This is a genomic window from Planctobacterium sp. R6 (assembly GCF_055755215.1).
In genome coordinates, this window is record NZ_JBVTQY010000003.1 from 1 (window position 1) to 22,457 (window position 22,457).

19 protein-coding genes are annotated in these 22,457 nt (G+C 47.3%); 8 read left to right on the forward strand and 11 right to left on the reverse strand.

What is annotated here, in order from left to right; genetic code table 11:
- Nucleotides 1-199: 199 nt before the first annotated feature.
- The gene (gene putA / locus AC0J20_RS02905) at nucleotides 200-4,000 is read right to left on the reverse strand and encodes a bifunctional proline dehydrogenase/L-glutamate gamma-semialdehyde dehydrogenase PutA (RefSeq protein ID WP_473020529.1); all 3,801 of its coding nucleotides are present in this window, start codon (nucleotides 3,998-4,000) and stop codon (nucleotides 200-202) included.
- Between the two features lie 240 nt (nucleotides 4,001-4,240).
- A complete protein-coding gene (locus AC0J20_RS02910; RefSeq protein ID WP_473020530.1) occupies nucleotides 4,241-4,870 on the reverse strand; it encodes a hypothetical protein in 630 nt (209 codons plus the stop codon).
- 282 nt (nucleotides 4,871-5,152) lie between these two features.
- Here AC0J20_RS02910 and AC0J20_RS02915 point away from each other — a divergent pair, with 282 nt between their 5' ends.
- Entirely contained in the window at nucleotides 5,153-6,271 is a 1,119-nt protein-coding gene (locus tag AC0J20_RS02915; protein WP_473020531.1) for a hypothetical protein, read from the forward strand.
- A 221-nt stretch (nucleotides 6,272-6,492) separates the two neighbouring features.
- Here AC0J20_RS02915 and AC0J20_RS02920 read toward each other — a convergent pair whose 3' ends face one another.
- The 4 genes from AC0J20_RS02920 to soxR all read right to left on the reverse strand — a co-directional run bounded on the left by AC0J20_RS02920 (nucleotide 6,493) and on the right by soxR (nucleotide 9,673).
- Nucleotides 6,493-6,912, reverse strand: a complete 420-nt coding sequence (locus AC0J20_RS02920) for a hypothetical protein (protein ID WP_473020532.1) — start codon at nucleotides 6,910-6,912, stop codon at nucleotides 6,493-6,495.
- Nucleotides 6,913-6,915: 3 nt separating this feature from the next.
- Nucleotides 6,916-7,683: a copper chaperone gene (locus AC0J20_RS02925; RefSeq protein WP_473020533.1), complete on the reverse strand. Its 768-nt coding sequence runs from the start codon at nucleotides 7,681-7,683 to the stop codon at nucleotides 6,916-6,918.
- Complete coding sequence (locus tag AC0J20_RS02930; RefSeq protein WP_473020534.1) at nucleotides 7,670-9,100, reverse strand: tyrosinase family protein; 1,431 nt, start codon at nucleotides 9,098-9,100, stop codon at nucleotides 7,670-7,672. Before AC0J20_RS02930 ends, AC0J20_RS02925 begins: the two co-directional genes overlap by 14 nt.
- 126 nt (nucleotides 9,101-9,226) lie before the next feature.
- Nucleotides 9,227-9,673 carry a redox-sensitive transcriptional activator SoxR gene (gene soxR / locus AC0J20_RS02935; RefSeq protein WP_473020535.1) on the reverse strand — a complete coding sequence of 149 codons (447 nt, stop codon included), beginning with the start codon at nucleotides 9,671-9,673 and terminating at the stop codon, nucleotides 9,227-9,229.
- Nucleotides 9,674-9,907: 234 nt separating this feature from the next.
- Between soxR and AC0J20_RS02940 the strand changes: the two genes are divergently transcribed.
- Nucleotides 9,908-10,324, forward strand: a complete 417-nt coding sequence (locus AC0J20_RS02940; protein WP_473020536.1) for a VOC family protein — start codon at nucleotides 9,908-9,910, stop codon at nucleotides 10,322-10,324.
- Here the strand turns inward: AC0J20_RS02940 and AC0J20_RS02945 are convergent.
- From AC0J20_RS02945 to AC0J20_RS02955, 3 genes are all read right to left on the reverse strand, one after another.
- Nucleotides 10,321-11,298, reverse strand: a complete 978-nt coding sequence (locus AC0J20_RS02945; RefSeq protein ID WP_473020537.1) for a phytanoyl-CoA dioxygenase family protein — start codon at nucleotides 11,296-11,298, stop codon at nucleotides 10,321-10,323. The two genes, AC0J20_RS02940 and AC0J20_RS02945, sit on opposite strands and share 4 nt — an antisense overlap.
- Before the next feature lie 63 nt (nucleotides 11,299-11,361).
- Nucleotides 11,362-11,826, reverse strand: coding sequence for a hotdog fold domain-containing protein (locus tag AC0J20_RS02950; RefSeq protein ID WP_229530267.1), 465 nt, complete (start codon nucleotides 11,824-11,826; stop codon nucleotides 11,362-11,364).
- Nucleotides 11,827-11,886: 60 nt separating this feature from the next.
- A complete protein-coding gene (locus AC0J20_RS02955) occupies nucleotides 11,887-12,651 on the reverse strand; it encodes a substrate-binding periplasmic protein (protein ID WP_473020538.1) in 765 nt (254 codons plus the stop codon).
- A gap of 122 nt (nucleotides 12,652-12,773) precedes the next feature.
- Between AC0J20_RS02955 and AC0J20_RS02960 the strand changes: the two genes are divergently transcribed.
- On the forward strand, nucleotides 12,774-13,703 hold the full coding sequence (locus AC0J20_RS02960; protein ID WP_473020540.1) for a M14 family metallopeptidase: 930 nt from the start codon (nucleotides 12,774-12,776) through the stop codon (nucleotides 13,701-13,703).
- A 129-nt stretch (nucleotides 13,704-13,832) separates the two neighbouring features.
- The gene (locus tag AC0J20_RS02965) at nucleotides 13,833-14,075 is read left to right on the forward strand and encodes a hypothetical protein (protein WP_473020541.1); all 243 of its coding nucleotides are present in this window, start codon (nucleotides 13,833-13,835) and stop codon (nucleotides 14,073-14,075) included.
- Here AC0J20_RS02965 and AC0J20_RS02970 read toward each other — a convergent pair.
- Nucleotides 14,072-15,109, reverse strand: coding sequence for a phosphotransferase (locus AC0J20_RS02970; protein WP_473020542.1), 1,038 nt, complete (start codon nucleotides 15,107-15,109; stop codon nucleotides 14,072-14,074). The two genes, AC0J20_RS02965 and AC0J20_RS02970, sit on opposite strands and share 4 nt — an antisense overlap.
- A 105-nt stretch (nucleotides 15,110-15,214) precedes the next feature.
- Between AC0J20_RS02970 and AC0J20_RS02975 the strand changes: the two genes are divergently transcribed.
- The 4 genes from AC0J20_RS02975 to AC0J20_RS02990 all read left to right on the forward strand — a co-directional run bounded on the left by AC0J20_RS02975 (nucleotide 15,215) and on the right by AC0J20_RS02990 (nucleotide 21,327).
- Nucleotides 15,215-17,209, forward strand: a complete 1,995-nt coding sequence (locus AC0J20_RS02975; RefSeq protein ID WP_473020543.1) for a M3 family metallopeptidase — start codon at nucleotides 15,215-15,217, stop codon at nucleotides 17,207-17,209.
- Between the two features lie 290 nt (nucleotides 17,210-17,499).
- Nucleotides 17,500-18,024, forward strand: coding sequence for a CC0125/CC1285 family lipoprotein (locus tag AC0J20_RS02980; protein WP_473020544.1), 525 nt, complete (start codon nucleotides 17,500-17,502; stop codon nucleotides 18,022-18,024).
- Nucleotides 18,025-18,072: 48 nt separating this feature from the next.
- Complete coding sequence (locus tag AC0J20_RS02985; protein WP_473020545.1) at nucleotides 18,073-18,933, forward strand: MlaA family lipoprotein; 861 nt, start codon at nucleotides 18,073-18,075, stop codon at nucleotides 18,931-18,933.
- Between the two features lie 3 nt (nucleotides 18,934-18,936).
- Nucleotides 18,937-21,327 (forward strand): efflux RND transporter permease subunit, encoded by a 2,391-nt coding sequence (locus tag AC0J20_RS02990; RefSeq protein ID WP_473020546.1) that lies wholly within the window; start codon nucleotides 18,937-18,939, stop codon nucleotides 21,325-21,327.
- A gap of 427 nt (nucleotides 21,328-21,754) precedes the next feature.
- Here AC0J20_RS02990 and AC0J20_RS02995 read toward each other — a convergent pair whose 3' ends face one another.
- On the reverse strand, nucleotides 21,755-22,351 hold the full coding sequence (locus tag AC0J20_RS02995; RefSeq protein WP_473020547.1) for a hypothetical protein: 597 nt from the start codon (nucleotides 22,349-22,351) through the stop codon (nucleotides 21,755-21,757).
- Between the last annotated feature and the right edge of the window lie 106 nt (nucleotides 22,352-22,457).

The following is a 22,457-nucleotide window of genomic DNA, read 5'->3' on the forward strand; positions in this document are numbered from 1 at the left end:
TCGAGTCAAAACCCCACCTGAAAAAACGAAATCGCAGTTCATCCCAACCAAAGCGATGCGAAAGAACTTACGAAAAAAATCGCGATCGCAGCCTTCGGCTGCTTAAAAAAAGAAACCCCCGCTAAAAAGCGGGGGTTTATCATCAATCTGAAAGGCCCTGACGGGCCTTTTGAATCAAAGTGATTAAAACCTGACGATTTTACTCGTCATCTTCGGCTAAGGTCATCAGCGAGGTGTTACCACCTGATGCCGTGGTATCGATACTGATGGTTTTTTCAGTCACCAGACGTTGGATCAGGGTATCGTTATACTCGGCACTGATCACCGGCAAAATCGCGCCTTCACGCTCTGCCAGCTGCTTGCTGAAATACCCCATGCGGGCACTGTTACTGTCAACCACCGCACCTGCGATATCTGCATGATGTAATAGTGCATTCAGCTTATCGTGTTTAACCACCTGCAACACGCCTTCGGCACCACCGCACTGTATCAGTTTGTCCTGAATGGCTTTGGCCTCTTCAAAAAACAAGTCTGATACTGCCGTGATTACCGTATTACCTACCGCCAGTGCTGACACGATAGACATCAACCAGAAGCTGAATACCGTGTCTTTATCGGCGTAACACACCACGCAACCACGAGGCTCCAGATACAACAGGTTGGATTCGCCTGTTGGGCCAGGTAAAACCTTGGGCTTTTTCAGCATTTTCTCGATGCGGGTTAACTGCGAGCGGGAATCCGACAGGGATTTCGCCAGGTCGTCAGCCAGCTCCTCGACGATATCTACCGTGGCGATTTTGGCCAGCAACTGACGCATCACCGAAATACGGTCATTCAGAGCTGTGGTACGCCAGATACGTTCAGCTTTCAGGGCCAGTTCCATAATGTTGTCAACGTGTTCCTGGGCTGCGCCCAGTTCCACCATATCAATATTGGCCTTGGTTTCGTAGTTCATATCCTCTTCGTCAGGCGTGTGCTTTTCTCTTACCAGACGCGTCAGATAGTTAGGGCCACCCGCTTTAGGACCAGTACCAGACAGGCCGCGTCCACCGAATGGTTGTACGCCAACGATGGCACCAATCATGTTGCGGTTAACATAAATGTTTCCGGCACGTACCCGGGCCGCCAAATCTTCAGCGCGATCTTCAATACGGGTGTGAATTCCCATAGTTAAACCAAAGCCGGTGGTATTGATTTGCTCAATCACCTCATCCAGTTGTGACTCTTTAAAGCGGATCACGTGCACAACCGGCCCAAATACTTCTTTTTTCAGTACTGACAGGTTGTCTATCTGATACAGACGCGGTGCAAACAAATTGTTGCCATGTGCCATTTCCGGCAACGGACATTCGTACAACAGCTGGCCTTTATCTTTCATGTATTCCACATGATCGTTCAGGGCTTTTAAGGCTTTGGCATCAATGACAGGCCCAACATCGGTGCACAGATACTGAGGATCACCTACCGTCAGCTCTTTCATGGCACCGGTGATCATTTTCAGTACGGTATCGGCGATGTCTTCCTGTAAGAACAACACCCGCAACGCTGAACAGCGCTGACCGGCACTTTGAAAACCCGACTTAATAACATCGTCACACACCTGCTCTGGCAAGGCAGTAGAATCTACCACCATACAGTTTTGGCCACCGGTTTCGGCAATTAGCGGTACCTGTTGACCACCGCGCTCCGCCAGAATTTTTGAGATCAGGGTGCCAGTGGCGGTCGAACCGGTAAACATGACCGCCTGAATGCGTTCGTCATTTACTACGTTTTCACCCACTTCTTTACCCTGGGCAATCAGCAACTGCACCACATCATCCGGCATGCCCACTATCTTCATCAGTTCGATGGTTCGCAGCGCAATCAGACTGGTTTGCTCAGCCGGTTTTGCTACCACCGTATTGCCGGTCACAATCGCTGCGGCCACCTGGCCCAGGAAGATGGCTAACGGGAAGTTCCAGGGACTGATACACAGGATGGGGCCACGAGGCTCCATACGCTCATCTTTTGCCAGTTCTTCGGCACGGGCCGCGTAATAACGACAGAAGTCAACGGCTTCGCGCACTTCGTCGATACTGTCCTGAGTCAGTTTACCGGCCTCTTTAATACAGATAGCGATCAATTCGTCGCGGTGACGTTCTAAAATATCAGCGGTTCTGCGCAGTAAATTCGCCCGCTCAGTCACCGGCGTTTCAGACCAGTCGGCAAACGCCGTTTCAGCGCGGCTGACAATGTCTTTCATATCCTCTGCGCTGTGATATTTAAGGTGACCCACCAACTCACTGTGATTTACCGGGTTCAGCACCGCCACTAATTCCGCCTGTGCCGCATTGGCGCTCTTGATGTTGTCTTTTACCCAGGCATCCAGGTTTTCTTTCAGCGGCATCAGATGATTGATGTCGGTGAGGTCCATACCTTTGGAGTTCTCGCGTTCTTCACCATAAATGGCGATAGGCATAGTGATATTCATGTTTCGCTTGTTGCGCAGGTCCTGCAATTTTTCCACCGGGTCCGGCAGTAATTCTTCCACCGGTTTGGTGTCATCAACAATGGCATTAACAAACGAAGAATTAGCACCGTTTTCCAATAAGCGACGTACCAGATAGGCCAGCAGATCTTCGTGCTGCCCTACCGGCGCATATACCCGACACTGTACCTTGTCGTTCAACACTACCTGGTCGTACAAAGACTCGCCCATGCCGTGCAGGCGCTGGAATTCATAGCCCTGATTGTTTTCTTTAGCCAGTTCTAAAATCGTCGCCACGGTATAGGCGTTATGCGTAGCAAACTGCGGGAAAATCACATCTCTGGCGGCCATCAATTTGATAGCACAGGCCTTGTAGCACACGTCTGTCGTGGCTTTACGGGTAAACACCGGAAAATCGTCCAGTCCATCTACCTGGGTAGTTTTAATTTCGGTATCCCAGTAAGCCCCTTTGACCAGGCGCACCATCATCTTGCGGCCTACGCGGCGGGCCAGTGCTTCCAGCCATTCGATGACGAATATCGCGCGTTTTTGATAAGCCTGAACAGCCAGACCAAAACCCTGCCAGTCACCCAGTTCCGGGTCCGAAAATACGGTTTCTATAATGTCCAGTGAAATATCCAGACGGTCGGCTTCTTCGGCATCCACAGTAAAACCGATATCGTATTCTTTCGCTGCCAGCGCCAGGGCTTTCAGGCGCGGTACCAGTTCAGATTTAACCCGCTCGCTGTGGGTAAACTCATAGCGGGGATGAATAGCGGATAATTTTACCGAGATACCGGCACTTTTCACCGGGCCTTTACCCTGCGCGGCTTTACCTAACGCGTGTATGGCCTTGAGGTAAGCATCATAGTAACGTTGAGCATCGGCCATGGTGCGGGCACCTTCACCCAGCATATCGTAGGAATACACATAGCCTTTGGTTTCGGTATCTTTGGCGCGCTCAATGGCTTCATCAATATTGGTGCCCATGACAAACTGCTTACCCATGATTTTCATGGCGTAATGTACAGAAGAGCGAATAACCGGCTCACCTAAACGGCCAATAGTGCGCTTTAATACGCCAAATTGCTGGGTTTTCGTTTTGTCAGAGTAGTTCACCATTTTGCCGGTGACTAACAATCCCCAACTGGAGGCATTCACGAATAGTGAATCACTGTTGCCCAGATGCTGACTCCATTCCCCTTTAGACAGCTTGTCACGGATAAGCGAGTCCTGGGTTTTGCGGTCTGGTACACGCAGCAGCGCTTCGGCCAGACACATCAGTACCACACCTTCTTCAGAAGACAGGGAGTATTCATTCAGCAACGCATCGACACCGCCTTTACCATCTTCTGCTTTACGAATATTTAATACCATCTGACGGGCGCGTTCCCAGGCGCGACTTCGCGCAGTCACACCCACTTCGGCCAATGGTAATATATGTTCGATGACCTGCTCTTCATCGATACGGTAAAAATCTCTGATGGTTTGTCTGAGCTGACAGCTTGTCGTGAGATCGTCTTTGACTAACATTATACCCCCAAAAATTGCGTTGCATTTAACCGTGACGCGGGAGAAAGGCGTTACCGAAATTCTCCTGAATCCAACTGCTTTTCAATCCCTATTTTAGGGCGGGATTGCAAAGCGGGGGGAGCATAGCGGCAACTGGCTAAAACCCAAAATAGTTTTTGAATACCCATTTAAACATCAGCGTAAATATAATGCTACGCAAGTCACCTGTTTTGGATTAATGAAGCCGAATTTTAATGCTGCTCAGATTAATTTAAAGACATTACCACTACCGCCTCGCTTTTCCAGTCGTTGCAAAGCGGCATCATACTCGGCCTGACTTAACACCTGCTCATTGAGCAAGAAATCCAGATGTTTTTGATACAGCTCCACTTGTTCTGCGTGGGATAAGTTGCCCGGATAACGAATAGATTCGATGCGCTCGCTCAGGTCTTTGGCAAACTGTTCCAGTTGGGATTTATTGTGCGGGTATTGCGGGATTTTAAACATTTCATCGCCGTCATCCACCCGGAAAAACACCACAGACGGCGTAAAGCTGGCATTAAAAAACCACAGAGCCACCAGCGCCGGCGGTAAAAACAGAATAGTCAGCACCATCAGCGGTTGACTGAAACGCGCCGGGTTTTGGGCATAACCCAGCAAACAAAAGCCAATAATCAACAACAGAAAGAGCGCGGCGATACCCGCCGCCAGATTAATGCTCTTGTTAAGCCCCGGTCGGGGATTGATTAGATCCAACGGAAAAGTTTGCGACTGGCTTTTAAACAAACTCTTGTAGTGCATGTGCACATCGCGGTTCCCTTCCACCTCAAAACGCAAGGTGCGGGAAAAAGGCAAAGTCTGAGTAAAGTGCAGAGGTTTAAATACAGGCATCAAATAGTTCAGTTATTGTTGTTCAATATGAGCATATACCCGGCACTAACGATCTGCAATGGGTTGGGGGTTCAAGGGATAAACTGAACAAAAAATAAATCTTTATCCTGAAAATTCCATAGCAACGCGATAGAAAAAATCAAAATTTGTCAATACAACTAAAAAATCAATTGTTTAGTCGATAAAACTAAATGAGGGATGTTACTCGTTTTGTTGAGTAAACCTTTGTTCAATTGTGAAGTAAAGCTAAAAACCACTCTTTTAAAACATACGGAAATTGCAATGCCTACTAATAATCTGAATACTGCCCTAAAAAATGATAACAAAGAGCCCGCCCCAATAACAATTGATGGATGGCCAATCTGGAATTTACCGCCAGAACTGACTCAGGAAGTTATAGTCCAGGCAAGCCCAACCCCCAGCTATCATCTTCAAACGGTCAGAATGGAAAGCTACAGTTATTCATTAACTCCCGAAATACCGTACGATGGGAATTTTAAGTTCTTACAAATGAACGCCTTTATCTCAAATGAAACGTTTAATAATGAAGAGGGCCCCATAGACGTATGGGAAATGACTGGTGACGCTGTGAATGGTGGACAACAATTCCAGGCTGTGAATTTCGCTTTAACAGCAAAGATACCTACAAAATTAATACTAGTTCTGGAGCTTGCTTCAAGAGGTAATGGAAACAACGGGGGGTACTCTGTCGAAGTCAACGGTCATGGTTTTCCAGTTCAGACACTGCAAGCAAATGAATATAAGAACATGAAAACCATCGAAGTTCCAATTCCCTCAGAATATCTGAAATTTAATGGTAATGAAGAAGCTGAAAACATAATTAAAGTACGCGGACAGGATACGGGAGGAATTTTTCTTAAATCAGTTACAGCTAAAAGTCCTGCAATTACAATCGATGCCACTTATTGCTGGCTTAGCGTTGACACCCCACAAGTTAACTCGAATGATTCAGCAAAAATTACAATTACATTTGACACGGGTTTGACAAATGGAGACTCAGAAACGAATTCTTTTTCAGAAACTTTCGGAGCGACCGTGTCGGATAAAGGAATGACAGATTTGGGGGAGTTGAGTGCTAAACTTAGCGCAACCTTTAGTGATACAGATTCTGTTACAAGGGAAGTGACTTTGTCAGAAAAGGTATCTATATCTCATTCACACGAATTTAGTAACCACTCATCATCTATGCGTTTTTATCAAGTGTGGCAACTGGCTTTTATGTTTACCGCCAGCTATGAGTACAATAACACAAAACATAGTCACTCCATACAACAGAAAATTAATGAGAAGTATTATATGGATGTTTTTAAACCTCCATTGCCAAAAACAGCACCATCAAAAGGGGAGCCGGGTCAACCAAAGGATAAACAACCTTGTTAACAGGTGCTTTTTAACACCTCAGTGTCAGAGTTATTAAAACGAGTTATTTGTAGTTTTAATGGACTCTGACACTGTCAAGCAGTTAAAAGAAAAACAGAGGTGGCTTCACAGGCTGTGTTTAAAGTCGCTGATCAAAACGGTAATTTTGAGCCAGGAAAAGCACCGACAAGGCGAGAAAAATTGGAACTCTAATATGCACCTCCGGTTTACTCCTTGATATTTTACAACAAAACGATTCGTTCTATGGTGACTGGCTCAGGCAAACTTAGCCTGGGTTGCAGGGCAACTACCAGGGTGATGAATTGTTTATTTTTGAGATGTGTTTGCAAAGTCTGCTGCTCCTGCTGAGCCAGTTTCACATGCAATTCTTGTCCTGTATCAGATTGGGTATCCATGCCATAAAAGGCGGCTGTCGCCAGATAGCTTTGCTCGGACAAAATCGAGTCCAGCGGACTGATATGAATGTCCAGCACACCGAGTTGTTCAACATTGTGTAATCCTTGCAAACACACGTATTTTGGAATTGCTGCTGCAAGCGGTTGCTGTAGTTGTAAGCTGACAGGGAAAAGAGTGTCTTTCCCCCGAAGAATGAGTGGCTGAGACGAACTGGCAATCCAGGTGTCTTTCACAGTATCTGACATTACTTAAATGAGCCACATTCCGGTATAGAACAGGGCCAGAGTATAGCACATTGCGCTTACCAGAGAGGTGCGTTTGGGCAGTTTAATGCGTTCATACAACAATAAACAGGTAACTGCCAGCATTAACCCCAAACTATGTCCGGTCAGCATCATAGCCAGCATAATAACCCCACAACTTGCGAAACAGCGCTGCGCTTTATACCAGCCAAATTTAACCGATCCCCGCATTGCCCCCCAAAAGTCTATCGCCAGTGGTTGTCCTGCGGTACAGGCATATACCGCCGACTTACGTATTCCCGACTGACAATACAGCGCTGCACCCAGCCAGATCAAACCCGAAAACGGAGTGGTTTCTTTTATCCAGGCTGGCCAGTATTCTGCAATCCACACCGCCGATGACAGCAGGACACCAACCGCAATCAATAGTGCTCCAACCAACCACCAAAGCGCGGAATAGCCGATAAAAACCGCCAGCCAGGCATAAGGATGCACATAGCGCGGCAGCATTTCCCTGATAAAGTTAACAGCACCGCTAAGCATGGGCAACATCATGGCATACACCATCATCAACCAGGTAATTTGCTGTTCAGTAAAACTGACCTGATGAGCATGGTGATGATGGTGATGACTATCCAAGGGCTGCAACCAAACATAGAAGTAATACAACCAACACAATATAGACACAGCGAGCAAATACCAGTGGGGCTTAAGGGTATATACACCACTTAAGCCGGCTCCCGGTACTTGCCTTTGTGTTTTAGCGTAGTTCACTGTGCAGACTCACCCGCCCGACTTTCACTTTCTCACCCTGACGCGGCAGTTGTGGTTTAAACTGAAACGATATCTTGTCTTCACTCCAGCCCTTTTGCTTGCTGAGCCGCTCGATGACCTGGGTCACATCAAAGGCGAAACTCAAGCCGCTACCATCATGATCCAAACTGGGTGTTGATGCGTCCTCAAGACCAAACAACCCGAGACTGCCCACAAAGTGTTCATCATCCAGCGCAGCACTTCCGTCACCACTGATAAAGATATCAACCGGGCAGGGGTTACCGGTTCCGGTGACGTTGTTGACATGCAGTACTCGTTTTGGTGTTTTACTTTGATTAACAGAGGCTCTTGCCGCCATGGAAACCCTGGATTTGCGTCGCCCCTGTGGCACCATATTCAATGCCAGAGCAGATAAATCATGACTCAGATCGGTGTTGATGTTGCTGGCTCCAACCACATCCATCACATTTTCAGCAGCCCGGCCCGGTGGGTTTGGACTCTCGGCATCCATCTCCGGGTAGCCAGGGCTGTAGGTGTAATTGAGCTGCTCTGTGGTGCGCACATCTTTGACTTTTAAAGTCTGCACCTCACCATTTTCATCATGAAAATCAAATTCAAAGTTCAGCCAATCTGAACTTGCCGGGTTGCTGTGCCCCGCCGACTCCACCCACACCTGCCACATTCTGTCGATATTGGCATGATGTAACCAAAATATGGGATCCAGCGCTGCTGTTTTGGTATTGCCCATTGCCCCGTTGATATAACCGTGCACAACGTCGTGTGGTAACTGCTCCAACTGGCCTTTTTTACCGCCTGAGACGGCAAACCCGGTAATACCTCCGCCAAAATTTACATCTTCAGAAGTATTGGTAAATACGGTTTCATCAAGGGCTGGCCAGGGGTTTACGTACCTTTTTTGCAATACATAGTTTACCCGACCCTCCAGCCACAACCCCGGATAATCGGCGTTTTTGCCCTGGCTGTCACCAAACGCAGGAGGTATGGTCATCGCCTGTTGTTGTTCAGCTATGCTGATCCCGGGCCTGAACGCTTCACAATAATTCCAGAAGGGAAGCGTCCATCCGACAGGACCACCGGCTTCCACTACCGCTTTTGCCACCGTAGCTTCAAAGTAGTACAGATACATGCGGTGCCAGGGTAAGAAAAACCAGGTGCCGTGCTGGCAATTATTCCAAAAGCCGCTGTCGATAGTGGATTGTTTAGGTGGGTAGTCTGCAGCCACTTCCCAAAATTGTTTGGTACTGGTGTTTATTACATAGCCGTGGACAGCCCCCCAATACCACCAACTGGTTGGATCGTTAATACTGCGCTGCTTCATCACCTCTACGGCTTTGGAATACCAATGCAGCGTCATATCCGATACAGATAACTCATACACATTCTTTCTGACTTTCATCCTTTTCTCCTTTTGAATATGCCAAAATGTGAATCAGCAAAAACACAAAGGTAGTTTAAATTACCCAAAAAGCAAGATTAATTTCCTTTTTCAGACTGAAGGCATTTAAGGTACTCAGCCCCCTAATCACGTCATTCTTCGATTCAGCAGCACGGCCCCTGGTCCCGCAGCGGCCAGTTCATCGTCTTTGTTGTACATAGGGCAGTTTTTCATGGATAAACAGCCGCAACCGATACAACCGGTGAGTGAATCCCGAAGGGCTGTCATGGCTCTGATGCGTTGATCCAATCTCTCCCGCCACTGTTGAGCCAGCTGTTGCCAGTCTTCCTGCGTGGGCGTACGCATATCCGGTAAGGTTGCCAGGGTTTGTTTTATTTCTTCCAGACTAATTCCCAGATTTTGCGCTGCTTTAATTAACGCGATTCGACGCATTACATCTTTGTGATAGCGACGTTGATTGCCGGCATTGCGGGAACTGTGGATCAGTCCTTTTTGTTCGTAAAAGTGCAAAGCAGATACCGCAACGCCACAGCGCTTGGCCACTTTTCCTGGTGCTAACAAAACTTCCGCCATTGGCTTGTCCTCAGAAAAGTTAAAAAAATTAAAAAAAAACCTTTACCTCAACTTAACTTGAGGTTTTAGCATGACACCCAACTTAACACGAGGAACCTAAAAATGAACAGTAAAAAGCCCGTCTGGCGACTTGCCGCAAGCGTTTTAATCCAGTCATTGCTGTTGGCCTGGCAGAATCCTACATTTCACCAGGTGTCAGCGCGCAAATAATTTTCATCAGAAAGGAGAAGGACAATGTATTTAGAGCATTTAAATATGGTAGTGACCGACATGCAGCAAAGCTTAAACTTTTACCGCGCAGCCTTTCCGGAGTGGAGGGTACGAGGCGGCGGTTCAGATGACTGGTACGGCAAACCCCGAAACTGGTTGCATTTTGGCGATGATAAACAATACCTTGCCTTATCTGACCACGGGGAAGGTCAGATCCGGGAGCATCAGGGGGCGCAGCCCGGATTGTCACATTTTGCTTTTGTCGTCAGTAATATCGATGCCGTACGTAAAAGACTGGTTGAGGCAGGATTTGAAGTCAGCAATCCAGGTAACCCTACAGAGCATCGCAGCAACCTGTATTTCAGGGACCCGGACGGCTTCGAGATTGAGTTTGTAGAATATCACAGCGACCTGATGGCGCAGCGCAATGATTATAGTTAGAACGCATTTCCGGGAGCAACATACCGTGGGGTCAACGAATACATATCCAGGTATTGTGCCACTCTCGGAGATTGATGGTGATTTGGTGATGCACCATGGGGTAACCAATGGTGCCAGATAATCAAGTCCCCCGCTTCGGCCGCAATCGACTTATGGGGAAATTGGTAAAAGTCCACCTCATTTGGATCTGTGCCAGAAGGCAAACTGTTGATCCAATTTTGATAGTTAAGATGAAACCCGGGGCATACAGTAAACGCACCTTGATCTGCAGCTACGTCGTTGAGATAAACGATCCCCTGTGTTTTAAAGTGCATAGGGAAGTTAAAGTCGACATCCAGATGCAGCTTCGGTCCTTGAAAGCAGTGTTTGTGGCTTTCCGGAAAATTAATACTGTATTGGTCTCGGGTAATCACCAGATCCTGACATTGCCAAATCTGTTGGAATGCGTTTAAGGCGATTTTCGATTGTCGAGCGATTTCCAGCTCAGGCAAATCAAATTGTCTTTGCCAGATGGGCCCCTTAGGAAGATTTTGCCAGGATTCACTATCGTCTAAAGCGAATCCTTTGCGTTGCGCGAGACTATTTGCAATATCCAGCGCAGTTTCACGAGCTATAATATTTTTGACAATGACATAGCCATTTTCTTGCCAATGTTCTAAATCAGAAGAAGACAAAGGTCCGGGAAGCGATTGGTGTGAGTTCTTTTGCAGGTTTTCTGACGACGCTAACCAACTGCCAAGTAATGAACAATACCGGTTTGCTGAAAAGCTTTTCTGTTGTTTGAGTTCTCGCCAGAGCTTTTCCGCATTTGCGTTACAGGAATGTAGCATGTTCATATAAACCTGCATTCCCAAGCCAACAGCATCAGAAAGCGCACGTGAGTATAAACAGTCCCGAAGATCACCATTGGATTTGTTGAAGTAAACCTCTATTTGTCGTTGCAGAAAAGCTACCGCTTTCTGTTCGTCTATCATCTCAGTTTTTCCATGCGCCAAATCCACAACTAAACTCCATTTAAACAGAGGCTTTAACAGGCATTACTTTTTCTTTTCTGACACCCACAGGTTAATTGTGCCTTTGACTACCACTACATCATTTTCATCGTAGGCCGTTACCGCTACCGGTAAATCTCCCACCTGCCAGTGATTGTTGGGCAAAACGGCTTCGCAGCGAATATCAGAACCCGCTTTGGCAGTATAGTCTACTGTCATGCCTTTGGGTATCCAGCGCAGGTGTTTGGGTATTGAAGCCTCAGCCATGAAGCCCATCGCCATTTCCAGACCATTACAAATTGCGATAACGTGCACGGTTTTTATGTGGTTTTCCACCGAACGGCGCTTCTTAATAAAGCAATGACATTCACCGGGAGCCAGTTGAGTGATCAACGGTTTGATCGTGGCAAAGTAGGGCGCTTTGCGACAGGCAACAAAAGAAAACAACCGGTTTCCCATGGGATACTTTTGCAAACGCTTATACAAACGCATTAAATAATTATCAGACATGGCTATTATCTCCAGATTAATTGCTGCGACATTAACACGTCCGACCAGTTAAATGAAGTCTTAGTTATCGTCCTTTTTGGGTTCCTGCCAGTCCAGGTAATAGTTGAGCTCCCCACTGCTATACATGCGCTGCATTTCATCCTGAAACGGTGTCAGGAATACAGTGGCTTTCGCAGATTGGCGGGCCATCGCCAGAAACGCTGATGGCACCTGAACTTTATATACTGCAGGCTCCAGCAGTTCGGCATAACCGCTGCGCTCGACAGCGATAGCAATGGCCTGGTCGCCCCCCATCACGGTATCCAGCCGGCCTGACACCAACATTTTGAACAGTATATTAAATTGCGCAGATTCATAACGCTGAATATTCGGCGCGTTATCCACTTGCGCAAATAGCCTGGCGCCTTTTTCTTTGCCGACAATTTTATTGTCCAGATCAGCAAAGGTGCGAATGCGTTCAGCTTCGCCGGAACGAACCCAAAAAGCGATGTTACTCCGGCTATAAGCGGGTTGAATGAAGTGTAAAAAGGCCTCGCGTTCCTGAGCATGGCTAACCGAAGTCAGAATATCCACCCGTCCGGCTCTGGCCAACTCCAGACAACGTATCCACTCACAAGGTGAAAAACGGATTTGCAAATTGAGTTTATCTGCCAGATGCAGCACCAGTTCAACGTCGCGACCACTAAAGCCTTGCTCTTCATAAACTGAAAAAGGCGGGTAATTGGGGATACCGTAAACCAAATAGTTTTCCGCTCGCGCAGCCTGCAAGGATTGCGCAATCCAATGTAACGACAGACAGAGTATTATCGGGATCATACGGGTCATTAGTAAAGCGTAATAGATTCTGCTTAAAGGGCAATATTCAGAGAAGAAACTGCGCAAAAATTGCTTTAAACTGCTCCCTTAAATCTTGTCCTGGCACAAGGATAATGGAGTAGAAATCATATATGACAAACAAAGCAAGTACTTACCATGTCGGCACCCCCGGAATCCCGTGGGGAAAACCTGAAAAAGCACAATGGCTGGCATTACAAAATATAAAGCGCAGCTACCAGCAAGAAGTGCTGGATAAAATTAGGTCTTTGTCGTCGCAATGGCATGTGGAGCAATATGGTGCGTTGAGCTACGACCTGGCGCGCTACCCGCTGTTTGTACTGACATCTGCGTCGTGGCAAGCATCCAAACCGACAGCATTGGTTACCGGCGGAGTCCACGGTTATGAAACCAGCGGAGTCCATGGGGCTTTGTATTTTCTGGAACATTGTGCTCAAAATTACACAGACAGCTTTAATCTGATTGTCGCGCCCTGTATCAGCCCCTGGGGTTATGAAACCATCAACCGCTGGAACCCGGCTGCGGTGGATCCCAATCGCTCTTTTACCCCCGGCGCACCTTCCGAAGAAACTCAGGCCATCATGGACTACCTGAATAAAAACAATATTAAGCCTTTGGTTCACGTGGATTTACACGAAACCACAGATACCGACAACTCTGAATTTCGCCCGGCACTGGCAGCCAGAGATGGCGTAACACATGACAACTGGGATATTCCTGATGGATTTTACCTGGTGGGTGATACAGAACGTCCGGAAAACGCATTTCAAAAAGCCGTTATCGACAATGTGGCTAAGGTAACCCATATCGCACCTGCCGATAAAAATGGCTGCATTATTGGCGCGAAAATCACTCAGTTTGGGGTAATTGAGTACCAATGTAAGAAAGCCGGATTAAGCACCGGTATGACAGACGCGCCGTATGTCACCATTACCGAAGTGTATCCCGACAGCCCGAAAACCGACCCGCAAAATTGTATCGAAGCCCAGGCTGCTGCGGTCAATGGTGCCCTGGATTACGTACTGGCGAATCATACATTTTAGCGGCAAACAGATAATTTTATCGTCAGCATAAAAAATATTCGTTTTTCATTTTGACCATAAACAGTTAATTTTTTGCGCACATTAAAAGTGTTTCAGATGGTCTGAAACACCTGTTAACTGAGATACGAAATGAAATTCAAATGGTTGTTCTTACTTGCAATTCTGTCTGCTGGCGTTAATGCTCAAGAGATGCCGGATGCTGGCTTTTTGCAAGACACACTCGATTATTGCGTCGAGTATTACGAAGGTGAAGAAGTAACTGACAAAACCATTTTGGGTTGCGTTAACGAAGAGTTAGACGCCTCTGGTTATACTTCTTTTCCTACACTACAAGCGGTAAAAGACTTTATCGCTCAGAATAAAGAAGACTAATCCAGCCTTTCTAAGTGCGCCAGAGCCTGTTCGGATTTGGCGCACATATACCGGGTTATGCGACTATGGTCCGGTTTCCAGCCCATTAAAAATCGCTGATAGTCAGCCCAGGCAAATGCCAACAAGCGACGCCATTCCGCTTCCAAAGCAGTAAAATCAATTGACTGTTGATAGTGATTTAACGCTGCTTCCAGCTGTTCAAAGTAAAAATCTTCATACTCTTTTGACTGTTGCTGCAGTGCTTCGTTGTCCAGACTGCTGGCCAAAAGCAGTGCCACATCTTTCACCCCAACACCACCACCCACGTACTGAAAATCCAGTGCGGCCACCCGACCAGGTTCACCAAAACAAAAGTTAGCCAGCTTGGCATCGCCATGGATCAGGGTTGTAAATCGGGCATTGTTAAGCTTGTGGTCAATATCTGAAGCCCGCACTTTGAGTAAACACGGCTCCATGTTAGCTAACTCATCAGGCCGGGTGCCCAGATGCCAGTAGCCGCCGACAGCCCAAAGTTCGCTGCTGGTTTGTTGCATAAAGCGTGCATGAAAATACGCCAGCCAGCGCAAACAAGCATACAGTACTGAACCATCATCCTGAGTGTGTCGGCGGGGATACCCGGCAGCGTCAAGATCTTCTAATATCATGGTCGCTGCACTCGCGGTTTCAGGGTCCGCCGGGCGCCATTGCGGCACCCGGCAGTGTGCATCACACAAGGCGGCGTAATGCTGATAAAAGTGCTGTTCAATCTGGTAGGACTGCAGTTTTCGCTGCTCGCTCAGGCTGCTGTTCCAGCCTCGCGGGTGTTGCATCACTTTAGGTGGCGCAACCCTTTTGACGATAATGCTGTGCCCGTCACAGTTGCGATAACGAGCGATCTCGCCAAAACCACTCCACAAAGGCTGCAGTGTTTCTGAATATTGATAGGCCATTCCCTGAATGACCACCGGATGGTTTGCAGGCGACGCGATCTGCGGCTCTGAGTTGGGGAAATCTGATGTTGCCATGGTAACTGTGACTGATGATGTGGCGCTCATTGTACTCTTTTTGTCTCAGAATGTTACAACCGCACCTGTGTAATTAGACAGCCCTTAGCCATTGTGCTTAAATTTTCGATTACAACGATAATAAGGAACACCTTAATGAAATCTGCACTCTTATCACTGGCTGTGGCCGGCTCACTGCTGGGCTTTGCCGCCCACGCTGAACATCATAGTCAAAACAAAATGCTCACTGAAGGCATCGATCCCAATCTCACTGGTGAACAGATCACTAAACTCTGTGACGACATTTTGGCTCAGGCACAAACCAGTTTTCAGGCATTAGAAAACAGCAGCGGCCCGGCGACACTGAAAAACGTGGTGGGTGCCTACGACCAGATCATCGACAATATGATGCCGGTGAGACACGTTTGGCATATTCGCGCAGTACACCCCGAGGAGTCTATTCGCGATGCGGCCAATGCCTGTAGCGAAAAGCAATCTGACTTCTTCACGCAAACCGGATTATCCAAAGGCTACTATGACCGCGTAGCGGCCATCGATTTAAGCAAACTGGATAACACTGAGCGCTTTATGGTGGAATCCGCACTTTCCGATTTCAGGCGTGCCGGGGTGGATAAAGACGAGGCCACCCGCAACAAAATCCGTGCCCTGCAGCAGGAAATTACCGAAATCGGCAACGAATTTAACAAAAATATCCGCAGTGATGTGCGCCATGTCGAAGCCACAGCAGAGCAACTGGATGGCTTACCGCAAGATTACATCGACAGCCATCCTGCCGATGAAAACGGCATCATCAAAATCTCCACCGATTATCCTGATTTAAGCCCGGTGATGACTTACTCCACCAGCGACGAATTGCGCCATAAACTCAGAGTGGCCGCCCGTTCCAGAGGTTATCCGCAAAATGAAGCGGTGCTGAAAAAGCTCATTGAGAAACGCCACGAACTGGCCAATATCCTGGGCTTTAAAAATCACGCAGAGCAATCCATGGACGACAAAATGATTGCTACCCCCGAGAATGCCCAGGCCTTTTTAAACCGGGTTGGTGGCGCACTGCAGGAGCCGGTAGAAAAAGAACTGGCGATGTTACTTAAGCGCCTGCAAAAGATTAACCCCGAGGCTAAAGAGGTTCAGGTCTGGCAGGCCAGTTATCTGCAGAACCTGATCCGTCAGGAAGATTACGCCCTGGACTCCAAAGAAGTACGGGAATACTTTCATTATGAGAAAGTACGGGACGGCATTTTTGGTCTGACTGAAGATTTGTTTGGTGTGGATATTCAACCCTGGGAAACCGCCACCTGGCATGAGGATGTCGAAACCTACCAGATTATGGAAAACGGCAAATTGCTGGGACGATTCTACATGGATAACCATCCTCGCGCCGACAAATACAAACACGCAGCCCACTGGACGTTACGCCCGGGTATCAAAGACAAGCAAATCCCCCTGTCTGGCCTGGCGCAAAACTTCCCGCGGGGCTTAATGGAGCACGGCCAGGTAGAAACCTTTTTGCATGAATTTGGCCACCTGATCCACAACATGTTTTCCGGCACGCAAAATTGGTACGCCATCACAGGTATGAGCATGGAACGCGACTTTGTTGAGGCGCCCTCACAGATGCTGGAAGAGTGGATTTGGGATTACGATACACTGAAAACCTTTGCTTCTAACGAAAAAGGCGAAACTATTCCTAAAGAACTGGTGGCGAAAATGAATCGCGCCCGTGATTTTGGTCTGGCAACCGGTACAGCCACGCAAATCTTTTATGCTAACTTGTCGCTGAATTACTATAACCGTGAGCCTGATTCTTTTGAGTTAGATCCGCTGATGTTAGATATTCAGGATAAATTTGCCGCCTACCCGTATGTAGAAGGCACGCATTTTTACGCCAATTTTGGTCATCTGAATGGGTATAGCTCCAACTACTATACTTATCAATGGTCTCTGGCCATTGCCACGGATTTGTTCTCCCGCTTTGAAAAAGAAGGGATGCGCAACAAAAAAGTCGCTGCCGACTATCGCAACATGGTGTTAGGCGCAGCCGGAAGCAAACCTGCTGCAGATTTCGTGGCGGATTTCCTGGGCCGCGAATTCAGCCCCGATGCTTACATCAAGAAGCTGCAATCCTTATAAATAATTCCGGGTGAGCGCCCTGCTCACCCGCTTTGTTTGTCGAACACCGATCTCTTCGCGTTTTCCCTATCTGAGTCTCTATAACTGCTGTGAAAAAATTTCACAAGCCAGGTTAAATATTTCAAAAACCACGTCTACAAGACACTCAACGAAGGAATAAAAATCCCGTTAAACCGTTGAATTATTGGGAGTTGTAAGATTTTTCCTGAGTTGGTGTGATATCTGCAATCAACGGAAACGGGAGTTTAACAGTCTCCCGATGTGATACTTATTTTTCCGGAGGAAAAACCATGACGATATTTAAATCACTCTTTTTTAGTTCGCTCATTCTGTTGCTGGCTTCTTGTGCCTCAATGCAGCCAACCCCCTACACGATGGCGCCCGAAAAAGGCGACTTTGGTTACACGCACACCAAGCTTACTGACACCAAATACCGGATCACGTTTCGCGGCAATCGCGTTACCGACAAGGAAACCATCAGAGATTACACCTTGCTGCACGCCGCAGATCTGACCCTGGAGCAGGGATACGACTGGTTCTACATCGACAATCAAGATATGGAAACCAATAAAAAACGCGTTCAAACCGGTACCAATGTGGGTGCCACTACAACCGCCACCAGCACGCGATGTGGGTTACTGGGCTGTACCACAGTGCATCACCCGCATTACACCGGCACAATCATTGAATCGGAAGAGATCACAAAAGACCATGTGAACGTAATGACTGTGTCTATGGGTAAAGGTGAACCCACAGATCCCAACCGGGTTTATGATGCCAAGGCACTGGCAAAAAACATTCGCTCGACAATCTAAAGCGTTTTGATCTAATAATTAAACACGCAGTAAATACGGCAGGTAACAATGAAACAAGGACTCTCAGGTTCCACCCATTTCAGGGCTATTGTCCTGCTGTTATTCACCCTGGCGACAGGTCTGACTGGCTGTGCCAGCCAGCCTTCGACGGCTCAGCACTGTCCGGACCCTGCCCCGCGTGAGCTAAACGACGACAATATTGTGGTGACTACCTCTCAGGGCACCACAGAAGTAGAACCCACCGTGGTGGGATACCGGGAGCCTGAATCGGCAGATCCAGCCTGCCTGTATTACGAAGACCGGTTTGAGGGCTTTAACCGTGCAATGTTCAGCTTCAACGACAGTCTGTACCGTTGGGTTCTGATCCCGGTTGCTGATGGCTATGTTGCGGTTTTTCCCGAGCCCGTGCGCAATTCAGTGGGCAACTTTTTCAGTAACATCCGGGAGCCGCTAAACCTGATCAACCACAGTCTGCAAGGCGACGGCGAAGCAGCCATAACCACCCTGGCCCGCTTTGCAGTAAATTCCACCCTGGGTATTTTGGGTTTGTTTGACCCCGCCAACCACTGGCTGGATCTGCCGCAGCAAAAACAGACCTTCGCCGACACCCTGGATTTTTATGGTGCTGAACCGGGAAGTTATCTGGTGTTGCCTGTGCTGGGCTCGTCAGATGTGCGCGACGGTGTGTCAGTGGCAGTTGAAGGTTTGGCCAATCCCCTGCACTACGTGAGTGACGATCCGGAAACCACACTTTTGCTGATCACGCAGGGCGTCCACGATTTTAGCCAACAATCTGAAACCTATCAGAAGCTCACCGAACAGGCGCAAGATCCTTATGTCTTTTTCAGAGAGCTGTACCTGCAATCACAGATGCGTGATGACGCCACCAAACAACCCAAAAAGGACTAAGCAATGCGCCAGTTTAATCGTTTTGTCATTGCCAAACCCTGGCTGATAATCAGTCTGTTTTTAGCGGCTGCGCTGGCAGCAGGCTATTTTGCGCCCCAATTCAAAATTGATGCGTCAGCCAATACCTTGCTGATGAAAAACAACAAAAACTATATTCAGACCAAAATAGTGGCAAACCGGTTTAACCCGGTGGAATTTGTTCTGGTTGCCATAAAACCTAAAGAGCAGGGGGTTTTTAGCGAACCCACTTTTAATCTGATCACCCAGCTCAGCCAGCAGTTTGCTGAGATGGACAGAGTGAGTAGCACCACCTCCATTTTGAATGTGCCGCTGCTGTCACAAATTTCCGAGCTGAATGCCAACATTAATCCCGACGACTGGACCTGGCAACAGCAGCGTTACGCCCCGGAAAAAATGGCCACCATTTTTGATAATCATCCCTTGTTCACCGATTTGCTGGTCAACAAATCACAAACAGCCACCGCTATTCAAATCGTGTTTCAGGATAACCCGGCGCTGGCCAAACTGGACGCAGAAATTTTAGCCATTGAAAAACACGCGTTAACCCGGACATTGTCAGACCAGGAAAATGCCCAAATCGCACAATTAGAGGCGCAGGCAGATGTCATAACCCAACAACTGAATAAACAACGCCAGGCAGAACTGCAAAGCCTGTACGATGTAGTGGCTTCCTATCAGCACGAAGCAGAGTTTTTCATTGGTGGCTCTCATGTATTAGGGCAACAGTTAGTGGAAATCATCAGCCAGGATCTGCAGTTATTTAGTGGTATTATCGCGGCCACCATCGCCGCCTTGTTGTTAGTTCTGTTTCGCCAGCTGCGCTGGGTTGCACTGCCGGTAGCGTGCTGTGGCATCAGTGTCCTGTTGGCCATCGGCGTGTTCGGCTTTTTCGATTTACGCACCACGGTAATATCCGCTAATTTTATCGCACTACAAATAATCCTGACCCTGGCTATCGTGATCCACCTGAGCGTCGAATATTTGCAATTAAACGCTGACAACAAAACCGAACAGCACAGTGAACTGGTCAGTCAGACCATTGGCAATAAGTTCAAACCCTGTTTATTTGCCGGATTAACCACCTCTGTCGGCTTTGGCTCGCTGATATTTAGTGGAATTCAACCGGTGATCAGTTTTGGCTGGATGATGATAGTGGCGATGGGTATCTCCATTTGTGTCAGTTTGCTGCTGTTTCCGGCCCTGTTAATGCTCTTCGGTGTATCGAAACGCCAACCCGAACACAGGATTATCAGCAATCTGATGCAAGGTTGTTATGGTTTTGCAGTGCGATTTCCCAAACTCATTTTGCTGGCAGGCGTGCTGTTAGCCCTGTTTGCCGGCAGTGGCTTTATGCGTTTGAACGTCGAAAACAGTTTTATCAATTATTTTGCCAAGTCCACAAGGGTTCACCAGGAACTGTCGTTTATTGATAAAGAGTTTGGCGGTTCCACTCCGCTGGATGTAATTTACCAGATCCAGCCAGCGGAGAATGCCAATAAGGACCTGATTTTAACCGCAAAGGATATCCAGAATTTGCAGGTTATACAGGCTGTATTACGTCAATATCCCGCAATGGGTAACACCTCGTCGGTGGTGAACTTTACCCAATTAGCCAAACAAATTAACAACAATAAACCCCTGACCGAATACGAATTATCGGCTTTGTATATGCTGCTGGATGACTCCCTGAAAGACAAACTGGTGCAGAGCTACTTTTCTGAAGAACACCAGCAATTGCGGATCAGTGCCCGCATTCAGGATACAACCGAAAACTTCACCCGTACAAAATTCCTGGCCTCGTTGCAGCAAGATATTGTGGCGCAAGGCATTGATGAACCGCAGTTTTACATTACTAACTTATTTGTTTTATATCAGGATATTCTGAAGCAGTTGTACCAGTCACAAATCCTGACTCTGGGTTTAGTTTTTGTGGCACTGACGCTGGTATTGCTACTGGTGTTTGGTTCAATTAAGGTTGCGCTGATTGCTGTGATTCCTAACATTTTAACCACCGCCGGTGTGTTAGGTGTCATGGGCTGGTTAAACATTCCACTGGATATCATGACCATTACTATTGCTGCCATTGCCATGGGGATCGCGGTTGATGACACCATCCATTTCGTGCATCGCTACCTGCAAGGTCAAAAGGCAAACTCGGCCTCTGATGCTTTAAAAGACACCTTTCACAGCACCGGCTTTGCGTTGTTTTGCACCACTGTGGTTATCGCAGCAGGATTTTCTCTGTTGAGCTTTTCGGATTTTGTCCCCAGTGTCTTGTTTGGGCTATTAACCGCCGTCGCCATGCTGCTGGCCTTTGTTATCGACCTGACATTACTACCGGTGTTACTGAAGCGCTTTGTCACTGTGAAATAGTCAGGCGTTCAGAAAATGAAACACCATCAATGTCACCCTGTAGAGTTCCGATAATCATATCCAATCTCTTGGGGTTCTCTTCGGGGTGCGAGCAAATAGCCAACTGTTGTTCATCCTGCTGTAATGACTTGTCAGATGTTTTTATAAATGCTCTCGAAACCAAAAACAAAATCATGAAAACTGGATCACACCACCCTTAGGATGGCTGTCTTGTTTAGTTACAAGATACACTAAAAAAGTGCTCACCTTTATTCATCCAGTGCTTAACACATAGGCTTTTAAAGTTTGGATGCTTTTCGATAAGTTTACCTGACACCGTACTTCCTTGAACTACTAACGGCCCGGTTAAACGAGCGCAAAAACGTTGGCTAAACTTTGTGAGGCACGAACACAGCCAACGTTTTTGTGTCCGTTTTGAACCGACTTGTTAGGCATCCTCTTCAACTTCCTCATATGTAGACACCTTGCTAGGAAGTTCAGCATAAGTGACACCTCCTCGATCTTGTACTGCTTCCAATTCCAACAAAGGCACAACCGCGTTTTCTCTTACAAGAGTTTGTATTTCATTTTCTGGAACTCCAGCGTTTCTAGCTGCGTCTACAAATTCATTTACAATCTTAATTTCTAACAGTTTATTTTCGAGGGTTAATTTCCTCTTCTCGCTTTCATTTCGGTAACTGTTATCTTTTTTTCTCTCATGCCTATCATTAAGATAAAGTCTGATGGCTTCTAGCGGATTAAGTTTGCCAATGAATTCCCAGAATCCAGGTGATTGAAGCACTACTCCTTTTAGTTCTAGATGAGGGGATCGTTTAGGCAAATCATTAAACAAAACGCTTGCTGACATGCTGGAAGAAAGGTCTCTACAAGCTCTTATAAGTCTGGTCGTTGAAAAGGACGTTAGTAGGTCTAAGATGGCGAGCCCATTGTAGGCTCGATTTATTCTGTTCAGAGTCTCCGCCGCGCCATCAGCAGGAATTTCTCCCATTCCGTGTATTTTTAAAATTACATCTTCTTGATCCATTAATAAATCCTCCTTTGCAGATTGATTTTGAATAGGTGCCTAGACACAATGACTCCTTTTTAAAGTGCTAGCCTCCAGAAACATGGACAGCCATCATAACTGTACT

What these genes read in the sequence shown, in the direction of transcription:
- putA (WP_473020529.1), bottom strand. Translation starts at nt 4,000, where the DNA reads ATGTTAGTCAAAGACGATCTCACGACAAGCTGTCAGCTCAGACAAACC.
- AC0J20_RS02910 (WP_473020530.1), bottom strand. Translation starts at nt 4,870, where the DNA reads ATGCCTGTATTTAAACCTCTGCACTTTACTCAGACTTTGCCTTTTTCC.
- AC0J20_RS02915 (WP_473020531.1), top strand. Translation starts at nt 5,153, where the DNA reads ATGCCTACTAATAATCTGAATACTGCCCTAAAAAATGATAACAAAGAG.
- AC0J20_RS02920 (WP_473020532.1), bottom strand. Translation starts at nt 6,912, where the DNA reads ATGTCAGATACTGTGAAAGACACCTGGATTGCCAGTTCGTCTCAGCCA.
- AC0J20_RS02930 (WP_473020534.1), bottom strand. Translation starts at nt 9,100, where the DNA reads ATGAAAGTCAGAAAGAATGTGTATGAGTTATCTGTATCGGATATGACG.
- soxR (WP_473020535.1), bottom strand. Translation starts at nt 9,673, where the DNA reads ATGGCGGAAGTTTTGTTAGCACCAGGAAAAGTGGCCAAGCGCTGTGGC.
- AC0J20_RS02940 (WP_473020536.1), top strand. Translation starts at nt 9,908, where the DNA reads ATGTATTTAGAGCATTTAAATATGGTAGTGACCGACATGCAGCAAAGC.
- AC0J20_RS02945 (WP_473020537.1), bottom strand. Translation starts at nt 11,298, where the DNA reads ATGATAGACGAACAGAAAGCGGTAGCTTTTCTGCAACGACAAATAGAG.
- AC0J20_RS02950 (WP_229530267.1), bottom strand. Translation starts at nt 11,826, where the DNA reads ATGTCTGATAATTATTTAATGCGTTTGTATAAGCGTTTGCAAAAGTAT.
- AC0J20_RS02955 (WP_473020538.1), bottom strand. Translation starts at nt 12,651, where the DNA reads ATGACCCGTATGATCCCGATAATACTCTGTCTGTCGTTACATTGGATT.
- AC0J20_RS02960 (WP_473020540.1), top strand. Translation starts at nt 12,774, where the DNA reads ATGACAAACAAAGCAAGTACTTACCATGTCGGCACCCCCGGAATCCCG.
- AC0J20_RS02965 (WP_473020541.1), top strand. Translation starts at nt 13,833, where the DNA reads ATGAAATTCAAATGGTTGTTCTTACTTGCAATTCTGTCTGCTGGCGTT.
- AC0J20_RS02970 (WP_473020542.1), bottom strand. Translation starts at nt 15,109, where the DNA reads ATGAGCGCCACATCATCAGTCACAGTTACCATGGCAACATCAGATTTC.
- AC0J20_RS02975 (WP_473020543.1), top strand. Translation starts at nt 15,215, where the DNA reads ATGAAATCTGCACTCTTATCACTGGCTGTGGCCGGCTCACTGCTGGGC.
- AC0J20_RS02980 (WP_473020544.1), top strand. Translation starts at nt 17,500, where the DNA reads ATGACGATATTTAAATCACTCTTTTTTAGTTCGCTCATTCTGTTGCTG.
- AC0J20_RS02985 (WP_473020545.1), top strand. Translation starts at nt 18,073, where the DNA reads ATGAAACAAGGACTCTCAGGTTCCACCCATTTCAGGGCTATTGTCCTG.
- AC0J20_RS02990 (WP_473020546.1), top strand. Translation starts at nt 18,937, where the DNA reads ATGCGCCAGTTTAATCGTTTTGTCATTGCCAAACCCTGGCTGATAATC.
- AC0J20_RS02995 (WP_473020547.1), bottom strand. Translation starts at nt 22,351, where the DNA reads ATGGATCAAGAAGATGTAATTTTAAAAATACACGGAATGGGAGAAATT.